The organism is Acidimicrobiales bacterium (genome assembly GCA_035294085.1).
Classification (GTDB): domain Bacteria; phylum Actinomycetota; class Acidimicrobiia; order Acidimicrobiales; family Bog-793; genus DATGLP01.
On sequence record DATGLP010000013.1, the window covers coordinates 1 to 17,535 of the forward strand.

At 74.1% G+C, this 17,535-nt stretch carries 15 protein-coding genes; 8 read left to right on the plus strand and 7 right to left on the minus strand.

Annotated elements, in window-relative coordinates:
* Positions 1 to 461: 461 nt before the first annotated feature.
* The 4 genes from VKV23_04570 to VKV23_04585 form a co-directional block, all read right to left on the minus strand.
* Complete coding sequence (locus VKV23_04570) at positions 462 to 1,151, minus strand: DUF1918 domain-containing protein (protein ID HLI15310.1); 690 nt, start codon at positions 1,149 to 1,151, stop codon at positions 462 to 464.
* 122 nt (positions 1,152 to 1,273) lie between these two features.
* A complete protein-coding gene (locus tag VKV23_04575; GenBank protein ID HLI15311.1) occupies positions 1,274 to 2,416 on the minus strand; it encodes a glycosyltransferase in 1,143 nt (380 codons plus the stop codon).
* Positions 2,368 to 2,913 carry an SRPBCC family protein gene (locus VKV23_04580; GenBank protein HLI15312.1) on the minus strand — a complete coding sequence of 182 codons (546 nt, stop codon included), beginning with the start codon at positions 2,911 to 2,913 and terminating at the stop codon, positions 2,368 to 2,370. Before VKV23_04580 ends, VKV23_04575 begins: the two co-directional genes overlap by 49 nt.
* The gene (locus VKV23_04585; GenBank protein HLI15313.1) at positions 2,910 to 3,509 is read right to left on the minus strand and encodes a TetR/AcrR family transcriptional regulator; all 600 of its coding nucleotides are present in this window, start codon (positions 3,507 to 3,509) and stop codon (positions 2,910 to 2,912) included. Before VKV23_04585 ends, VKV23_04580 begins: the two co-directional genes overlap by 4 nt.
* A 596-nt stretch (positions 3,510 to 4,105) precedes the next feature.
* On the opposite strand from VKV23_04585, the gene VKV23_04590 reads away from it, so the two are divergent.
* The 4 genes from VKV23_04590 (at position 4,106) to tcuB (ending at position 8,310) form a co-directional block, all read left to right on the plus strand.
* Positions 4,106 to 4,309 (plus strand): dodecin family protein, encoded by a 204-nt coding sequence (locus VKV23_04590; GenBank protein ID HLI15314.1) that lies wholly within the window; start codon positions 4,106 to 4,108, stop codon positions 4,307 to 4,309.
* Positions 4,310 to 4,523: 214 nt separating this feature from the next.
* A complete protein-coding gene (locus tag VKV23_04595) occupies positions 4,524 to 5,393 on the plus strand; it encodes a TIM barrel protein (protein HLI15315.1) in 870 nt (289 codons plus the stop codon).
* A gap of 372 nt (positions 5,394 to 5,765) precedes the next feature.
* Complete coding sequence (gene tcuA / locus VKV23_04600; GenBank protein ID HLI15316.1) at positions 5,766 to 7,178, plus strand: FAD-dependent tricarballylate dehydrogenase TcuA; 1,413 nt, start codon at positions 5,766 to 5,768, stop codon at positions 7,176 to 7,178.
* Positions 7,165 to 8,310: a tricarballylate utilization 4Fe-4S protein TcuB gene (tcuB, locus tag VKV23_04605; GenBank protein ID HLI15317.1), complete on the plus strand. Its 1,146-nt coding sequence runs from the start codon at positions 7,165 to 7,167 to the stop codon at positions 8,308 to 8,310. The genes tcuA and tcuB overlap by 14 nt, the downstream gene beginning before the upstream one ends.
* On the opposite strand, the gene VKV23_04610 is transcribed toward tcuB, so the two are convergent.
* Positions 8,307 to 8,933 (minus strand): GntR family transcriptional regulator, encoded by a 627-nt coding sequence (locus VKV23_04610; GenBank protein HLI15318.1) that lies wholly within the window; start codon positions 8,931 to 8,933, stop codon positions 8,307 to 8,309. The two genes, tcuB and VKV23_04610, sit on opposite strands and share 4 nt — an antisense overlap.
* A gap of 261 nt (positions 8,934 to 9,194) precedes the next feature.
* On the opposite strand from VKV23_04610, the gene VKV23_04615 reads away from it, so the two are divergent.
* Genes VKV23_04615 through VKV23_04625 form a run of 3 tightly spaced genes read left to right on the plus strand, consistent with a single transcriptional unit; the run spans position 9,195 to position 12,427 of the window.
* A complete protein-coding gene (locus VKV23_04615) occupies positions 9,195 to 10,055 on the plus strand; it encodes a DUF2267 domain-containing protein (protein HLI15319.1) in 861 nt (286 codons plus the stop codon).
* On the plus strand, positions 10,045 to 10,281 hold the full coding sequence (locus tag VKV23_04620; protein ID HLI15320.1) for a hypothetical protein: 237 nt from the start codon (positions 10,045 to 10,047) through the stop codon (positions 10,279 to 10,281). Before VKV23_04615 ends, VKV23_04620 begins: the two co-directional genes overlap by 11 nt.
* Positions 10,282 to 10,312: 31 nt before the next feature.
* On the plus strand, positions 10,313 to 12,427 hold the full coding sequence (locus tag VKV23_04625; protein HLI15321.1) for an adenosylcobalamin-dependent ribonucleoside-diphosphate reductase: 2,115 nt from the start codon (positions 10,313 to 10,315) through the stop codon (positions 12,425 to 12,427).
* 373 nt (positions 12,428 to 12,800) lie between these two features.
* Here the strand turns inward: VKV23_04625 and VKV23_04630 are convergent, their stop codons facing one another.
* Positions 12,801 to 13,250: a TraR/DksA family transcriptional regulator gene (locus VKV23_04630; protein ID HLI15322.1), complete on the minus strand. Its 450-nt coding sequence runs from the start codon at positions 13,248 to 13,250 to the stop codon at positions 12,801 to 12,803.
* A 324-nt stretch (positions 13,251 to 13,574) separates the two neighbouring features.
* Between VKV23_04630 and VKV23_04635 the strand changes: the two genes are divergently transcribed.
* Positions 13,575 to 15,680, plus strand: coding sequence for a (Fe-S)-binding protein (locus VKV23_04635; GenBank protein ID HLI15323.1), 2,106 nt, complete (start codon positions 13,575 to 13,577; stop codon positions 15,678 to 15,680).
* A gap of 79 nt (positions 15,681 to 15,759) precedes the next feature.
* Here the strand turns inward: VKV23_04635 and VKV23_04640 are convergent, their stop codons facing one another.
* Positions 15,760 to 16,569, minus strand: a complete 810-nt coding sequence (locus tag VKV23_04640; GenBank protein HLI15324.1) for a hypothetical protein — start codon at positions 16,567 to 16,569, stop codon at positions 15,760 to 15,762.
* Positions 16,570 to 17,535: the final 966 nt, after the last annotated feature.

The window sequence follows — 17,535 nt, forward strand, 5'->3', positions numbered from 1 at the left end:
GCGGGGAATTCCGATGGCCGCGCGCGGGGAATTCACATGGCCGTCCGCGGGAAGCGAGGTGGCCGCGCGCGGGGAATTCTCGTGGCCACGCGCGGGGAGAAGTCATGGCCGCCTGTGGGGAGATCCTCGTGACCGTTGACAGCCGATCCGGCGAACATGCGCGATCCGATGCGCGGACCGGTCCCGGGACGGCCCGAGAGCAGCTCACGGAAGAGGTGGACGAGAGAGCCCTCCTCGATCTCGCCCGCACGCGCCTCACGACGTGCGCAGAGTCTGTCGATCTCGGCCGGCAGCTCGGCGATGCCGCGTCCGATGGTCACCCAGTGGTGGCGCTGGCGTCACGACGAGTACCACCGCGGCAACCTGGGCACCGTCACCCGCGTACCGGAGCCTCGTTCCGGTCCCGGCAGGTGACGGCGCTCGTCACCCGCTCCCGGGGCCGTCCAGCATGTCGCCCGCCGCTAGGGTGCCGTGACGCCCGACTCCTTGGGCTGCACCCTCACCCCAGCGCTCGGGACGAACAGCGTCTCGTGCCCGTCGTCCCAGCGCACCCAGAGCCGCTGGTGCCCCTCGTCGCCCTCGACGCGGACCACCTCCCCGCTCCGTCGCGCCTGACCGACCTTCTTCGCCTCGACCACGACCCGGTCACCTACTCGTGCCTGCACGTTCGCCTCCTTGTCCTCGGACCTCGCTCTCAGGATGAGACATGACGTCCTGGCGCGCGCTGGATGGCGGCCCGCAGGGCCACCTCGAGGCGGGCGTTGGCGATCGATCCCGCCTGTTTTCCGGGCGCTTCTCGCCAGGACCTCGCGGCACCGGGCGACCTCCTCGGCTACGTGCGCCGCCGGGCGTGCGACTCCCAGGGGCGCGCCGGACACCTCGGCGCGCCGCAGATCGAGCTCCTGCAGGACCGCGAGCGCCTCGGCGGGCGGCGGGTTGGCGTACTGCGCACCGGCGCACAGCCGCTCGTACCGGGCGGCCAGGCCGCGGAGCTCGGCCGTGGGGGAGTCAGCGGCGGCGCTGCCCACGATGGCCGGCGCGCTCACCGAGGACCTCCAGCGCTGGAGAGCGGCAACGGCGGTGACCACGACCTGGTCGAGCGAGGCCCGTCGCTCGGCGACGCCCTCCGGGTCGACGGCCGACCGCACCATCGAGGTTGGGCTCCCCAGCCGACTCCTGATCGACTCCCTGTTGCCTCGTCCTGACTCTTAGCACTCTCGGCGGGTGAGTGCCAGAGGCTCCGATCCTCCAGGCGCCGGGGCGGCACCCGGCCTCACGGTCCGGAGCCGATGAGCGACAGGACGTGGTCGACCGCTGCCTGGCCGCGACCGAGCGCGTCAATGGATGCCGCGAGCCGCCTTGCCGCGTCGGCGTAGGAGGGGTCGTCGAGCACGGCGGTCAGGGCCGCAGCGATGGACTCGGAGGCGGCTCCCGCCTCGAGGGTGATGCCTGCGCCACACGCCTGCACCCGCGCGGCGTTGAGCGGCTGCTCGCGCCCTTGGGGGATGCACAGCAGGGGAATGCCGTGGGCGATGCTGGCCATGACGGTGCTCAGCCCGGCGTGGGTCACCACCGCCGAGACGAGCGGAAGCACCTCGGCGTGAGGGAGGTAGCGGTGGACGGCGACGTTGGGAGGCACCGAGGGCAGCTCAACGGCTATCCCCCCGAGGGTGAGCAAGCCTCGCACCGACAGCCCGGCCAGCGCTTCGAGGATGGGGGGAAGGGCCTCCTGCTGACGCATGGGGGTCGTGCTCAACGACACGAGCACGAGGGGACGGTCGTCGGTGGGGTCGAATCCCAGGTCGTGCGGCGTACCGGGAGGGGCCGGGTCGAGGATGGGGCCCACGTAGTGGGTCTCGTCGCCGCGCGGCGCGCCCGGGTAGTCGAAGGCCTCGGGTACGAGCACGAGCACCTTCGCGGCGCGCCGCAGCTGGTCGAGGGTCGCCGGTGCAGCCAGGTCGGCCATCCCGAAGGCCTTGCGGCACTGGCTCACGTTCACGGAGATGTCGCCCCAGAAGCACACGAAGGGCTGGTACAGCACGTGCACGAGCACCGCCGTGGGGAGCCCGAGCCGCTCCGCCGCGACCAGGCCGGCGCCGAGCATGCAGTCGACCACCACGACGTCGGGGCGGAACTGTGCCGCCGCGGCCAGGACGTCGTGCGCGGTGGCGAGCCCGTTGCGCATCTCGTGGAAGCGAGCCGGGTCCTCCTCCAGGCTCACCCCGGCGGGCCAAGGCTCCACCGAGCGGTACTCGAGGAGCTGCGCGCCAGACCGGGCCACGGCCTCGGCGACCGAGCGCTCCGCCGGTGCGGCGTCCGCCAGCAGGGCGACGTCGTGGCCGGCGGCGACCAGCCGGGCCGCCAGGGCTAGGGCGGGGGGGAAGTTGCCGCCGCCTCCCCAGCTGACGATGAGCACGCGCCCGCCGGCCAACAGGACGTGGTTCCGCCTCCGGCTTCGGCCTCGGCCTTGAGGCGCTCGAGGGTCTGGCGCATGGCCTGCTCGCGCCGGCGGTCGCGGTCGGCCATGAGGTAGTCCTCGGCGATGCGGGCCGACAGGGGAAGCCAGTGGACCTCGAAGGACTCGACGAGGTTCACCCCTCCGTCGGAGGGCTCGATCCGATACGACCAGGTCACCATCTCCTTGCCCCGTACCAGGGTGGACCAGCTGAGCTCCTTGTTGGGGACCGCCGTCTTCACCTGGCAGGCGACCGACCACCTCATGCGCCCGTAGCGGTTCCAGCCCCGAAAGCGCGCCCCGGGCACGGCGGGCGAGCTGGCGCCACCCTCCCAGGCGACTCGGTAGCACTCGGGGCTCCACTCCCCCATGCGCTCGAGGTCCGACAGCAGCGCCCAGACCCGTTCCGCTGGGGCGTTCACGTGGACCTGGACGGTTCCCGTGCGGGCGGTTCTCATCGTGGACCTCCCTGTGTGCTCGTCCCGGCCGGCCGGCGCGCGCCCTGGCGCCCCTTCCGGCGCTGCTTGCTCTTCAGGTGGTCGTAGGCCATGTCGGCCACGACGTCGATCAGCCGTGCCCAGCGGTCCCCGCCGGGGTCGTTGGCGATCTGCTGGTCGACGAGGCCCGAGCTCAAGGCGGTGAGCAGGTCCTCGTCCTCCTGGTCGTGCACGAGCCCCGCCCTGGCCAGGTCCTCCCGCAGCAGCGTCATCACCTCGACGGCCTTGGCGTAGGACGCAGGGGAGGGCTCGAAGCCCGGGACGGTCCTCTGGAACAGGAGCTGGTACCGGGCCGGGTCGGAGGTGCAGAACTCGAAGTACAGGCGGAACCCAGCGCGCAGCCGCTGACGGGCGTCGGTGGGCAGCTCGGCCCGGCGCTCCTCCAGGAAGGCCAAGAACTCGTCGTTGCCCTGGGCGAACATGGCGTCGTAGAGGTCGTTCTTCGAAGCGAAGTACTGGTAGAGCGATGGCACCCGCATGTCCACCCGGGCCGCCACCTCCGCCAGGGTGAGCCCCGCCAGGCCCCGGTGGCGGGCCACCTCCCACGCGGCCACCACGATCTCGGCCTTGGTCGCCTCGTGCCGGCGGGCTCGTCGATCGTGACTCGGTAGTCCTAATGCCACTAGAACATTCTCCGTGGCTTCGGCTGCCCTGTCAAGGTGCCGCCGCGCTGAGGGCGCTGATACCCCATGGCGTATACCGCCGACCGCGGCCTGCCTTCCCGCCGTCGGGCAGGTCGCTCCGCTGGCCAGCCCGCCGGCGCAGCCGGCCGGATTCAGAGAGCAGGCAGCCAGGGTGGCGCGCGATCGTCCGGCAGAAGCGCGCTTCGGGTCGCATCCGACGGTGGCCGCGCCTGTCGTGGGCGGGCCATCGGTCTCGGCGCGCCAGGCCCCGAGCCGTTGTCCGAGGGACCTGCCGAGCACTCGTCACGCCCGGCGGGGCGGATGCGGCGGCGTGCTGCACGAGGCTGTTGCGGAGTTCCAGAGGCGTGGCGTTCGCCCCGCGACGGCCGGTTCGCGGCCGTGGGCCGCGGGCAGTGACGATCGGCCCTTGTCCACGGCGCTCGGCGCGTGTCGCGATGGCAGGTGTGGGCGGCGGCGGCACCTCGGTGGGCTCGCAGGCGTTCTCGATCCGAAGCACGGAAGGAGGCCGCATGAGCGACATCGCACGGGTGACAGAGATCTCGGCCCGCTCACCGGAGAGCTTCGAGGCCGCGATCAGGCTTGGCGTCAAGCGGGCGACCGAGACGCTGCGGGGCGTCACGGCTGCCTGGGTGAAGGACCAGCAGGTGAAGGTCCAGGGCAACGAGGTCGTCGAGTTCCAGGTGAACATGCTCGTGACCTTCGTGCTCGAGTAGTCCCGCGACGGAACGGACGCTCGGGCTGGCCCGAGCCTGTCGCGCGTCCAGGGCGCCTCGGGGACAGGCTCGGCGGTGCGACGGGCTCACTCCGACCGCCGGGTTCGTGTCCGCTAGCGTCCGAACGGATGTGCTGAGGCATGGAGGCCACCGAGCCCTGGCGGCAGCGCGCAGCGGATGCCCGACGCTTCCTGGAGACGGGCGAGTGGGTGGAGTGACGAAGGTGCTCACGAGGGAGGACTGCGTCGTCAACTGCTCGATCCTCTTCGGGGAGTACCCGCTTCGCGATCGGCCGTCGCGGGCGTTCGCCGCCGGTTTCCGCCGCATCGAGCTGTGGTGGCCGTTCGCGAGCGCGGTACCCGGCGATAGCGAGATCGACAGGCTGTGCTCGGCGATTGAGGACGCGGGGGTGCAGCTGTACGGGCTCAACCTGTTCGCGGGGGACATGGCCGCGGGGGAGCGGGGGATCCTGTCGGCGCCGGCGCGGTCGGCGGAGTACGACGACAACCTGGCGGTTGTCGCGAGCATCGCGACCAGGCTGGGGTGCCGGACGTTCAACGCGCTGTACGGCAATCGGCTGGAGGGCGTCACCCCCGACGAGCAAGACGAAGTCGCCTGCGAGCGACTGCGCGAGGCGGCGGCGATTCTCGGACGGGCTGGCGGTCGGGTGCTCGTCGAGCCACTCAGCGGCGGAGCCGGCTATCCGCTCCGCCTGGCTGCCGACGCGGTACGGGTGATCGAACGGGCCGAGGCGGCGTCGCCGCTCGGGAACGTCTTCCTGCTCGCGGACCTCTACCACCTGGCCGTCAACGGGGACGACGTCTCGGCCGCGATCCGGCGCTTCGGGCCTCGGATCGGCCACGTGCAGATCGCCGACGCGCCGGGCCGCCACGAGCCAGGCACCGGCGGGCTCCCGCTCGCGCGGTGGATCGGCGAGCTGCAGGCCGCGGGCTACGAGGGCCCGTACGCGCTCGAGTACCACCCGAGCACGCGGACCGAGGCGAGCTTCGGTTGGCTCGCGCGGACGGCTGTCCCCAGGCGGTCCGCTGACGAACCGGAGAGCCTCGGTCCTTCGACGTCGTAGAAGCTGGCCGCTCGACGAGAGGGCGACCTCGTCGCCCGGAGATGGCGGACGACGCGCGAAGCGCCTCGCGCCGAGCAGGGCGAGGCTCCGGCGTCCGCGACCCACCGGACGGCGCCAGCTCGCGCGCCGGCTGGGCCGGAGGTGCTGGTGAGGGCGGGGCGCAGGGGACGGGGCCGGGTGCGCCCGAGCCACCCTTCGTGGACCCGGCGAGCAGCTGGAGGGGACGCGCCTAGCCGAGCCTCCAAGGAGGGCGACGGGCGCATAAGGTATGCACCAGTATACGACAGTTTACGAGTTGTGGAGGCAGCGTTGGGTGCCTGGCTCCGGTCCGGTCGATCACGCGGCCCCACGCCCGCCGAGGGGCGTGGGCCCGTGCGCGCCGCAGTCGACCTGCTCGACGCGGGTCCGTTCGACGTCGTCGTCCTCGGCGGCGGGAACGCGGCCCTCGTTGCGGCGCTGACGGCGCGGGAGGCCGGTCGCCGTGTCCTGCTCCTCGAGCGTGCGCCGGAGGCGCAGCGTGGTGGCAACAGCCGGCACACGAGGAACATCCGCTGCGTCCACGACGGGAACGACGGCCGCTCGGTGGGCGGCTACGGCTTCGACGAGCTCTGGTCCGATCTCTGCGGCGTCGGGGACGGGCCTGCGGACGAGAAGCTGGCAGCGCTCACCATCCGGGCTTCGGCGGAGCTCCCGGCCTGGATGAGCGCGCGAGGGGTGCGCTGGCAGGCTGCGCTCGCCGGGACGCTCCAGCTGGATCGCACCAACAGGTTCTTCCTCGGTGGCGGGAAGGCGCTAGTGAACACCTACTACCGGCGTGCCGCCGCCCTCGGCGTGCACGTCGCCTACGGCGTGACGGCCGAGGATCTCGTCGTCGAGGGCGATCGGTGCACGGCGGTCGTCGCGAGCTGCGCCGGCCGGACCTTCGAGGTCGCCGCCAAGGCAGTCGTGTGCGCTGCTGGCGGGTTCGAGGCGAACCTCGAGTGGCTGCGCGCCTACTGGGGGGACGCCGTCGACAGCTTCGTCGTGCGGGGACCGCGCGACAACGACGGCCGTGTGCTGCGCGCCCTCTACCGTGCCGGTGCGCGCCGGGTCGGGCGTGAGGAGGGCTTCCACGCGGTCGCGGTGGACGCGCGCTCGCCCCGCTTCGACGGGGGGATCGCGACGCGCATCGACGCCATCCCCTTCGGGATCGTCGTCAACCGGGATGCGCAGCGCTTCTACGACGAAGGCGAGGACATCTGGCCGAAGCGCTACGCGCAGTGGGGCCGCAACATCGCGCGCCAGCCCGGCCAGATCGCCTACTGCCTGTGGGACTCGAAGGCGGCGGGGAGGTTCCTGCCGCCGATGTTCCCGCCGCTGCAGGCGGGCTCGGTGGACGAGCTCGCTCTGCAGCTCGGCCTGGATCCTCGGGCGCTCGGTGCGACGGTCGACTCGTACAACTCGCGCGCGGGCGACCCCGCCACGTTCCGGCCGGGCGAGCCGGACGGGTGCGCGACCCGAGGCCTCGTACCTCCGAAGAGCAACTGGGCGCTGCCGCTCGACCAGCCTCCCTTCTTCGCCGTGCCGCTGCGCCCGGGGATCACCTTCACCTACCTGGGCGTCGCGGTCGACGAGCGGGGCCGCGTCGTGGGGGCGGACGGGACGCCATTCGTCAACGTGACGGCAGCGGGAGAGATCATGTCGGGGAACATCCTGTCGAGCGGCTACCTCGCCGGGTTCGGCATGACGATCGGCACCGTCTGGGGCCGCATCGCCGGGAGGACGGCGGCCGATGTCGCGGCGTGAGGCGCTGCGCGCCGAGGCGGTGCGCCAGCTCAGGATCTGCGACGCCTGTCGCTACTGCGAGGGGTACTGCGCGGTCTTCCCAGCGCTCGAACGCAGGTCGCCGGAGATCGAGGGGAGCGTCGACTACCTCGCGAACCTGTGCCACGACTGCCGCGCCTGCTACTACGCGTGCATGTACGCGCCGCCGCACGAGTTCGCGGTGAACATCCCGCGCATCCTGCAGGACGCCCGGCTCGCTGGCTACGACGAGTTCGTGAGCCGACGGGCGCCGCACCGGCCTCTGCTGCGGGGCCAGTGGGTCGTTCCTGCCGCGGCCCTCGGTCTCATCTCCCTGCTGGTGGCGACGGTCAGCGCGGCGAGCGTGGGCCTCGGCGCGTTCTGGCGTCACGGCCACGGCGCGGCCTCCCCCTACCAGAGCCTTCCCTACCCGGCCCTGCTCGTGCTCGCAGGGATCCCGACCCTGTGGGGGGTCGCGATCCTCGCCCGGGCGAACGTCCGCTACTGGCGCGCGACGGGCGGGCTACGTGGCGCGAGCGTTCGCCCGGCTGCGCTGTACCGGGCGCTGCGGGATGCGGCGGTGCTCGCGAACCTGCGAGGTGGCGGCGGTGAGTGCTTCTACCCCGACGAGCGCCCGAGCCCGCTCCGGCGCCGCCTGCACGCCGCCGTCGCCTACGGCTTCGTCCTCTGCGTTGCGTCGACCGTGAGCGCAGCGGTCGAGCAGGACCTCCTCGGCGTGCAGCCCCCGTACGGGCTCTTCTCGGTGCCGGTCCTCCTCGGGCTGGTGGGTGGCGTCGCGCTGGTCGTCGGGTGCGCGGGGCTGATCTGGCTGAAGCTGCGGTCGGACCCGGCGCCCGAGAGCGTGGCGATGGCCGTGCGCGACTACGGGCTGCTCTTCTGGCTGGGACTGCTGAGCGCGAGCGGCCTGGCCGTCCTCGGACTGCGGTGGTCCACCGTCGCGGGGGCGGCCTTCCTCGTCCACCTCGCCGTGGTCCTCACCGCCTTCGTCCTCGCGCCGTACACGAAGTTCGCGCACGTCGGCTACCGCGTGCTCGCGCTCGTCCAGGACGCGGCGGAGCGCGCTGGGCGACGAAGCGCACCGGCCCCCGCGCCGGGCGGCGGGCGCCCCGCCTAGTCCGCGCTCGCGTACATTTCGAGGCGGATGTCGCGCGCCGCGGCCATGTGCCGGGCGGCGAGCTCCCCGGCCTCCTCCTCGCGCTGGCGCGCGATGGCCTCGATGAGCGCCTCGTGCTCGGCGAGGACGGCCGGCCAGCGTCCCGGGTAGCCGAGCGTCGTCTCCGGGTAGCGCAGGAGCTGCATCTCGATGCGCTCGAGGAGGTCGACGAGCGTCCGGTTGTGGCTGGCTGCCCAGATGAGCTTGTGGAACGCACGGTTCGCCGCGACACGATCGTCGGCCTGCTGCTCAGAGAGAGCCGCCATGTCGGCGTGGGCACGGCGCAGGCGGCTCAGATCGAGGTCGGTGCGGCGCCGGGCCGCGCCGCGGGCGGCGGCGCCCTCGAGCAGGATGCGCATCTCGTAGATCTCGAGGATCTCCTCGGGGCTGCGCTGACGCACGACGTGGGCGCGGCCGCTGCGCTCGACGAGTCCGTCCTGGCGGAGCTGGAGGAGGGCCTCGCGCACGGGGGTTCTCGAGACCCCGAAGTGGCGCGCGAGCGCCGACTCGACGAGCGGCGTGCCCGGCGGCCGCTTCCCGGTCACGATGTCGTTGCGCAGCTGGGCGTACACCGACTTGGCCATGACGAGCCGCCGACCCTCCCTCCGGCTGCCTTCGGGCCGGCGGGCGCGCCCCGGAAGGGAGCGCTCGGATCCCGCTTCGGCGCGACGAAGGTAGCACCGAGGGTGTCGATGTGACCTGCCCGCGGATGCGGCCGCCGACCCGCCGGAAGGGCGCGCGAGGACCTTCGCCTCTGGGCCGCGCCGTCCGGCGGGGCGGAGCATGGCACCGGCGTTGGCGCGCACGCTCGGGGTGGAGGCGGGATGCGACGGAGGACCGTGGCCGTGGCGCTCGGAGCGCTCTCCGCTGCGTGCGTCGCGTGGTTCGGTCGCCGGCGGTTGGTGCAGCGGGCGCGGCCGTTCGCCGAGCGCTGCCGGCGCGTGGCGCGGCGATCGACGGGGCGGCTGCGCGGCCTCGGCTACCGCCTGCGGCGGGCTCGCCCGGACCCGGACGTCCCGGACCTCGTCCTCGCCGACAGGATCCGCTCGACGATCGGTCCGCTCGAGCGGCGGCTGGACGTGCCTCGAGTCCACGTGATGGTCGAGAACCACACGGCCCTCCTGCACGGCGAGGTTGCGAGCGTCGACGACGCGCGCGCGATCGAGGAGGCCGTCTCGAGGGTCTCCGGCGTGGCCGGCGTCGAGTCCTACCTCCACGTCGGGCTGACGCGAGGCGACACGCGTCCCTCGGGTGGTCGCCACGAGCAGGCGTCGCCGGCCCGCCGGCGCCTCGTCGAGGCGGCGCGCGCCGCCGGCGTGCCCGACGACCACGCCGTCGCGGCCGTCCGGGCGGTGCTGGCGACGTTCGCCGAACGGGTCCCCACCGACGAGCTGGACCACGTCCTCGCCCACCTGCCCGAGGACGTCCGGTCGATGCTCGAGCGGCCGCGCCGCTCCGGCATGCCTCGGCGGCACGACCCGCGCGCGGCCCTCCTCGGGGCCGTCGCGGCCGTGACGCCTCGCGGCGAGGAGGTCGCCCCGGCCGTCGTGGCGGCCGTGCTCGGCGAGCTGCGCCGGCTCGTCCCGGAAGAGGCCGCGGATCTCGCGGCCGTGCTCCCCGGCGAGCTGCGCAGGTGGTGGGAGGAGGCGGCAGAGCCCGCCCGCGGGGCGGGCCCGGAGACGGGAGCAGGGTCCGATGCGCTGTGACGTGTGCGGCAACGAGTACGACCGTTCCTTCGAGGTCGTGACGGACGGCGGCGAGCGGTTCGCGTTCGACAGCTTCGAGTGCGCCATCCACCGGCTCGCGCCGACCTGCGACCGCTGCGGCTGTCGCGTGATCGGGCACGGCACCGAGTCGCAGGGGCGCATCTACTGCGGCGCGCACTGTGCCGCCGCCGCAGGCGTCGTGGGGCTCGTCGACCACCTCTCGTAGCGCTCGGATGGCAGCCTCGCCCGGGCGAGCGGTGCCGGGCGCGCGGCAGCGCGCGCGCCCGCCGACGAAGGTGCGGGCGCGCGACGGCACCATTCGCCCCTTCGACGCGGCTCGCATCGAGCGGGCCGTGGAGCTCGCCGCTCGGGAGGTGGGCGCGGCGGAACCGGCACTCGGCGCGAAGATCGCCCGGGCGGTCGTCGACGACCTGGCGAGCGCGTTCCCCGGCGGGCTCGCGAGCGTGGAGGATGTCCAGGACGCCATCGAGCGTGAGCTCATGGCGGCCGACCTCGCTGACGTCGCTCGTGCCTACGTCGTGTTCCGCCGCCGCCGGGCCGAGGTGCGGGAGTCCAAGCGGCTGCTCGGCGTGCGCGACGAGCTGAAGCTCGGCATCGCTGCGGTCACGGTGCTCAAGGAGCGCTACCTGCGGCGGGACGCGCACGGACGCGTCAGCGAGTCGACGGGCGAGATGATGGACCGGGTCGCCGGCCACGTCGCCCAGGCCGAGGAGGCCTACGAGCCCGGTTCGTCGACCAGGTGGGCCGACGCCTTCGCGCGCGCGCTGCGAGGGCTCGAGTTCCTGCCGAACTCGCCGACGCTCATGAACGCGGGCACCGGCCTCGGCCTCCTGTCGGCCTGCGTGGTGCTGCCCGTCGAGGACTCCCTCGCCTCTCTCTTCTCGGCGCTTCGCGACGCCGCCCTCGTCCACCAGAGCGGGGGCGGCACGGGGTTCTCGTTCTCCCACGTGCGCCCCGCTGGCGACCGGGTGGCGAGCACGGGTGGCCGCGCGAGCGGCCCCGTCTCCTTCCTCAAGGTCTTCGACGTGGCGGCCGAGGTGGTGCGCGCCGGCGGGAGGCGTCGCGGCGCGAGCATGGCCGTGCTCGACGTGTCCCATCCCGACATCGTGGAGTTCGCCCGGGCGAAGCTCGAGGGCGACGCCCTCCCGAGCTTCAACCTCTCGGTGGCCGTGCACGACCGGTTCATGCGTGCCGTGGCGGGCAACGAGGTTCACCGGCTGGTCAATCCCCGCACCGGGCGGACCGTGGCGACGGTGCGGGCCGGGGAGCTGTTCCAGACGCTCTGTGAGGCGGCCTGGGCGAGCGGGGACCCGGGGCTCGTGTTCATCGACCGCATCAACCGCTCGAACCCGCTGCCCTCGCTCGGTCGCATCGAGGCGACGAACCCCTGCGGGGAGGTCCCCCTCCTTCCCTACGAGTCGTGCAACCTCGCATCGATCAACCTCGCCCGCCTCGTCGTCGACGGCCGAGTCGACTGGGAGCGCCTTCGCGCCGTCGCCGGCCTGGCGCTGCGCTTCCTCGACGACGAGATCGACGTCAACGGCTACCCGGTGCCGGAGCTGGGTCCAGCCGCGCTGGCGAGCCGCAAGGTCGGACTCGGCATGATGGGGCTCGCCGAGCTCCTCGCCGCTCTCGAGGTGCCCTACGACAGCGAGGAGGCGCTGCGCCTGGCCGGCCGCGTCGCGAGGACCATCGCGGCGAGCGCGCGCGACGCTTCGGCCGCGCTGGCGAGCCAACGCGGCCCGTTCCCGCTGTTCGCCGAGAGCCGCTTCGCGCGCCGCGGCTTCCCGCCGCTGCGCAACGCGCAGCTCACCGCGGTGCCGCCGACCGGGACGGTGTCGCTCATCGCCGGGACGACCGCCGGGATCGAGCCCCTGTTCGCCGTCGCGTACGTCCGCAACGTCCTCGGGCGCCACCTCGTCGAGGTGAACCCCCTCTTCGAGCGCGTCGCCCGCCGGCGCGGCTTCTACTCGGAGTCGCTCGTCGCCGACATCGCGCGCACCGGCCGGGTCGGCGACGACCCCCGCGTGCCGCCGCGCACGCGCGCCGCGTTCGTGACGGCCCTGGAGATCCCCCCCGCCTGGCACCTGCGCATGCAGGCGGCGGTCCAGCGCTACACGGACGCGGCGGTGTCGAAGACGGTGAACCTGTCCGCAGACGCGTCCGTCGAGGACGTGCGGTCGATCTTCCTCGGGGCGTGGCGCGCCCGCCTGAAGGGCATCACCGTCTACCGCTACGGCAGCAAGGAGGGTCAGGTGCTCACGCTCGTCGGGGACGGGGACGGTGCACCGGTCGTGCGCGCGGCGGCGGAGTACGCAGGCGGCTGCGCAGGCCGCGCCTGCGAGTTCTGAGCGGCGCCGCGAGCGCGACCTGGCCGCCCCGGCGGGCTGACGTCAGCCGCGCCCTGGGTGGCGCAGGCCGTGTCGGTGCTTCGCGAAGGGCCGCGTCCCGGAGGCTGGTGGCGCTGGCGCCGGCGCCCAGCGCGCCCAGCGGCGGTGCCGGTGGCCGGGGGCGTGCGCCTCGTCCACGGCGGGCGGTTGGGCCGCGGTCGAGACCTCCGGCGCGGGCGGGGACATGACGGACGCCGCGAAGTCCTGCGCGGCGCGGGCCAGCCGTGACCGCCGGCGCGAGCGAGCCCAGGCGAGCCCGACGGCCGACGCGGCGCCGAGGGCCGCGTACCTCCTCGTGATCCGCATCACCACCACCTCCGGGCGCGAGTCGGCGTCATCGCGCCTCGTCCTCGTCCTCCGAGACGCTCCGGCCGCGCCCGACGCCGCGGGCAGGACGGCCGGCGGCGCGCGCCTGGCACGTGATGCAGCGCGTCGCAGTCGGGATCGCCTCGAGGCGGGCGCGGCCGATCGACTGGCCGCACGACTCGCACCGCCCGTAGGTGTGGGTGTCGATGCGTCGGAGGGCGTCGTCGATCCTCGCCAGCCGCTCGACGGCGGCGGCGTGCTCGGCGCGGGCGCGCTCGAGCTCGACGCTCGCCGTCTCGCCGGTGCCGAAGCCCTCCTCTGCCGACTCGCCCGCCTCGCGGCGCCGGAGGAGGGCGTTGACCTCGGTGGCGAGCATTTCGACGGTACGCGCCTCGCTGGCGCGTAGCTCCTCGAGCAGCGCGCGCTGGTGCCGGAGGAAGTCCTCGTCGACCACGTCTGCCTGCGGTGATGTGGTCACGCAGCTTTTCCTACCCAGATCGGCGTCGGCGCGCTCGCTCGAGCGAGGGGGAGGCGTTCCGGCGGGACGGGCCCGGCCTGCGCGGCGCTCCTGCCCGCCGCCCGGCACACGCAACGTGCGGCGCGCGCTAGCGCTCTGGCAGACTCGGGCCGTGCCAGGCGCGTCGGGGTGGCGACCGAGAGACGGGCGCGCCTCGCCGAGCGGCTGCCCACGGCCGTGCCGGCGCCTGCCCGTCCCTGCGGCGGGGGAGCGGGCCCGGTCGCATGGCGCAGCGCGCCGGTGCCTCGCCGGTGCGGGCCGGTCGCGCGCCGCGAGCCGTTCGCGATGCTGAGCCGCTACCCGGCCGTGATGGCGGTCGGCGCGCTCGCGCTCGCGGTGGCGGGCGCGCGCCTCGCTCGCCTCGCCCGCCTCCTCGCGAGCGGCCGGCCGGCCGAGGGTCGGACGTCCGGCTGGGACCGGCGCCTGCGACGGGAGCTGCGGGAGGTCGTCGCACAGCAGAAGCTCCTCCGCTGGACGGTGCCAGGGCTCGCCCACGCCTTCACCTTCTGGGGCTTCATCGTGCTGCTGCTCACGATCATCGAGGCCGTCGGCGACCTCTTCGACCCGAGGTTCGCGATCCCGGGCATCGGGCGCAGCGCCGCGGTGGGCTTCCTCGAGGACGCGTTCGCCTGCGCGGTCCTCGTCGCCCTCGTGGTGTTCAGCGTCATCCGGGCGCTCTCGGGGCCCCGCCGTCTCGAGCGACGGTCGCGCTTCTTCGGGTCGCACACGCGCGCCGCGTGGCTCGTGCTGGCGGCGATCGCCGCCGTCATCATCACGCTCCTCCTCTACCGTGCCGCCCAGACGAACACCGGGGACTTCCCCTACGGTTCGTGGGCGTTCGCCTCGCACGCGCTCGGCCGAGCGCTGCACCCGCTCGGGGTCTCGACGAACCGCACGCTCGAGACGGCCTTCGTCGACGTGAACGTCGCGGTGATCTTCGCCTTCCTCGTGTTCGTGGCGTACTCGAAGCACCTCCACATCTTCCTCGCGCCGCTGAACGTGGCGCTCGCGCGCGAGCCGCGCGCGCTCGGGGCGCTCGCCACGACGCCGAACATGGATCCGGAGCAGGTCAGCGAGGACACGGTCTTCGGGGCCGGCAAGATCGAGGACCTCACCTGGAAGCAGCTGCTCGACCTGGCGACCTGCACGGAGTGCGGCCGCTGCCAGAGCCAGTGCCCGGCCTGGGCGACCGGCAAGCCGTTGTCGCCGAAGCTCCTCGTCATGGACCTGCGCGACGAGCTCTTCGCTGCGGCGCCGCGCCTGCTCGCCGCGAGGCGGCAGCGAGGCGGCGAGGTGGGTGGGGTGCCGGGCGCGAGGGCACTCGTGCCCGACGTCATCGCGCCGGAGGTGCTGTGGGCGTGCACGACCTGCGGCGCGTGCGTGGAGGAGTGCCCGGTCGACATCGAGCACGTCGACACGATCGTCGACCTTCGCCGCTACCAGGTGCTGATGGAGGCGCAGTTCCCGTCCGAGGCGGGCTCGATGCTGCGCAACATCGAGGCGCGGGGCGACCCCTGGGGCCTCGGCCCGGCGAAGCGCCTCGAGTGGCTCGCGGACCTCGGCTTCGAGGTACCCGTCGTGGCCGATGGCATGCCCCCCGACGTCGAGTACCTGCTGTGGGTCGGCTGCGCCGGCGCTCTCGACGAGCGGGCGAGACGCACGACGCAGGCGGTCGCACGGGTGCTCCGGCAGGCCGGCGTCTCGTTCGCGGTGCTCGGGCCCCGGGAGTCGTGCACCGGCGACCCGGCGCGGCGCCTCGGGAACGAGTTCCTCTTCCAGGACCAGGCCCGCCGCAACGTCGCGACCCTCGAGGGCGCCGGGGTCAAGAAGGTCATCGCGACGTGCCCGCACTGCTTCAACGCCTTGGCGCGCGAGTACCCGTCGCTCGGCGGCACCTTCACGGTGGTGCACCACTCGCAGCTCCTGGCGTCCCTGCTCGCCGACGGCCGACTGGAGGCGGGCTGCCTCGACGCCACCGTCACCTACCACGACCCGTGCTACCTCGGACGGCACAATCGGGTCTTCGACGAGCCGCGAGCGGTGCTCGAGGCCGTCGACGGCGTGCGCACGGTCGAGATGCACCGCTGCCGCGAGCACGGCTTCTGCTGCGGGGCAGGCGGCGCGCGGATGTGGATGGAGGAGACGATCGGCACGCGCATCAACGCGAACCGCATCGACGAGGCGCTCGGCACGGGCGCGGCGGTCGTCTCCACCGCCTGTCCCTACTGCATGATCATGCTCGACGATGCGGTGAAGGCCGCCGGCCGCGGGGACGACGTGGAGGTCCTCGATCTGGCCCAGGTCCTCGAACGATCCGTACACGCTCGTGTCGAGGCCGCCACCTCCGGCGGCCGCCGGACCGGTGCCCCGGAGGAGCCGGGGCTCGCCTGACCCTCGCCGGCTCGCCGAGCGTCTCGGGGGGAGCGACCCCGAGAGGTCGCTCCCCCCGCGCCCGTGCGGCCCCCGGCCCCTACGACGCGTGGCCCTGGTCGATGACCTCGAAGGCGCTGCTCGCCTCGAGCGCCGCGACGTCGGCGTCCTTCGGCGCGCGCACCTTCACGATCCCGCGGTCACCGGCCGTGATGGGCGCCCGGTCGTGGAGCACGACGCGGGTCTTCGTCGTCGTGGGGATGACGAGGGTCTGGCCCCGGAGGGTCGCCCGCCCGAAGTTGGACGCGGCGACCGTGATCGAGACCGAGCCGTCCGCGCTCGACGACGCCGGCGTGTAGGCGCCGAGCGTCCCACGCAGCACGAACAGGACGCTCGGCGACGGCGCGGCGGTCGGCTTGCCGCGGGTGCCCTGGCTGCCCTTCGAGGCAGGGGGGCTCCCGCTGCCGGCGGAGCCGTGGCCCTGGTCGATGACCTCGAGGGCGCTGCTCGCCTCGAGCGCCGCGACGTCGGCGTCCTTCGGCGCGCGCACCTTCACGATCCCGCGGTCACCGGCCGTGATGGGCGCGCGGTCGTGGAGCACGACGCGGGTCTTCGTCGTCGTGGGGATGACGAGGGTCTGGCCCCGGAGGGTCGCCCGCCCGAAGTTGGACGCCGCGACCGTGATCGAGACCGAGCCGTCCGCGCTCGACGACGCCGGCGTGTAGGCGCCGAGCGTCCCCCGCAGCACGAACAGGACGCTCGGGTGCCCGTGCGAGCCGCGGGTGGAGTGCCTGCTCGTGGCCGAGGTCGGTGGGCCCGAGGGGTGCGTCGGCGGTGACGCCAGCGCGCTCGCCGGCGCGAGGGCGCCGAGCAGGAGTGCGCCTGCGGTTGCCATCAGGATCCGTCTCATGTCGTTCCTCCCCATCTCAACGAAGCGGTCGGTTGACCGCTGGTTCACCGTCCCCGGATGCTCCGGGGCCGACCTGGGTGGCGCCGGGCTCTGTCGTGCCGGTCGCTCCTGGCGTCGCCGTCGCCGGCGAGGCGCCCGTCTGGTGCCGTCCGTGCCCGCCGGCGGGCGGCGAGCTCCCGGCGACGGGCGACGAGCTCGTGGTGGGCGTCGACCGAGGCGGTCGCGTCCGCTGGACGCTCCCGCTCGTGCTCGTCTGCCTCCCGTGGCTCGGTCCACGGCGCTGCGGGTGGGAGTGGTGTCGCGCGCCGGCGGGAGCGTGGCGAGGCGTCCCCTCGCCGTGCGCGCGCGTGGGCTGGGGCGAGGACGGGGCGGGCGCGGGCGGGCTCGTCGGCGGCGCCGAGGTAGCCGGCACGCTCGTGGAGCTGGGCGACGTGACGCGCGTGGCGCTCGTCGGTCGCCTCGTCGGTGTCGCGCACGGCGTGTGGTGCCGCGCGGGGCTCGCCGTGCGCTCGTGCTCGCAGCGCCCCGCGCCACGGCGCGGAGCGTGGCTCGACGTCTCGGTCCGCCGCCTGGCAGGCACGGTGCCGGCCGGCGGGCGGGGGAGGGAGATCCCCAGGTGGTGCAGCGCGCGCGCCACGGGCGCCTGCAGCGACGCGGGTAGCGCGCCCGTGGCGGCCGCAGCGATGCCCCCGGTCAGCGCCGCGCCGAGGGCTGCCGCCGCGATGCGCAGGGCGAGGCGAGGAGCGAGGCGCCGGGCGGGGGCCACCTGGGGCACCGGGCGGCTGGCGCGCACGAGCGCGGCCACCTCGGCGACGAGCTCCTCGGTGCCGGCGAGCTCGAACGGCGCGGCAGGTGCCTGGGCCGCCCGGATGAGCGCGGCGAGCGCGGCCAGGTCCGCGGGCGCGTCCTGCGGGTCGATCCGCCCGGTGAGCAGGGCCTCCTCGAGATCGTTGCGTCGCATCGCAC